1 protein-coding gene is annotated in these 705 nt (G+C 36.6%); it reads right to left on the reverse strand.

What is annotated here, in order from left to right; genetic code table 11:
* A partial coding sequence (locus BN1128_RS25835; RefSeq protein WP_042866571.1) for a hypothetical protein occupies positions 1-367 on the reverse strand: 367 nt, incomplete at its 3' end.
* Positions 368-705: the final 338 nt, after the last annotated feature.

Raw genomic sequence — 705 nt, forward strand, 5'->3', positions numbered from 1 at the left:
GTTGGCTGTGAAGGTGGTTTTTTTGATGAATCGTCTCCTGGTGGTATATTTCCCGAATTATGTCCAGACATGATGTGTTGACTCCATTTTGGTTGTTTTGGATAGATATTCCACCATTTGATGGAATTTGAATATCTTTTATTATTATTATGTCTACTGACTTTCTCGGTGAGGATGCATCCATGTCATTGGTTATGAATGTAATTGCAGAGAGGGCCATCTCTGCCAATGAAAGGAATGCCCATCTAATATTCTCTTTCGAGTTTTTAGACCGTTCCTCAATCTTTAAGTCATTCTTAGCCGATGAGAATGCATATTCTCCTATTAAATATTGTTCAAGTTCATAATTGGTTTTTTTCTGCCTCATCTCGGTTTAAACCTTCACTTTCACCATGCAAAATCTTTTTGTTATGGTAGTCATTTATTTCATTGGTGGAAGGTGTTGGTTGGTAAGCACTGTCGGAGTATGCTCTATATAACAGTAGTGATGAATATACCAGTGAGCTTAGGGTGATTATTATGTAAATAGAGAGAGGTACTGTGGCTATAGTTATTTTTGAAGTTCAACAGTTCTGCACATATATGAGACAGCAGTGAACTCAGTAAATATAACTGTAGGGGTTATTTGAATCTTATTAAGTAATCTGTCTCGTGCCTCTATAGTCTTGTAGTAGTTGTTTTCCTTCCAGTGTCCACATTTGATCC

Source organism: Aeromonas piscicola (assembly GCF_000820005.1).
GTDB classification, from domain to species: domain Bacteria; phylum Pseudomonadota; class Gammaproteobacteria; order Enterobacterales; family Aeromonadaceae; genus Aeromonas; species Aeromonas piscicola.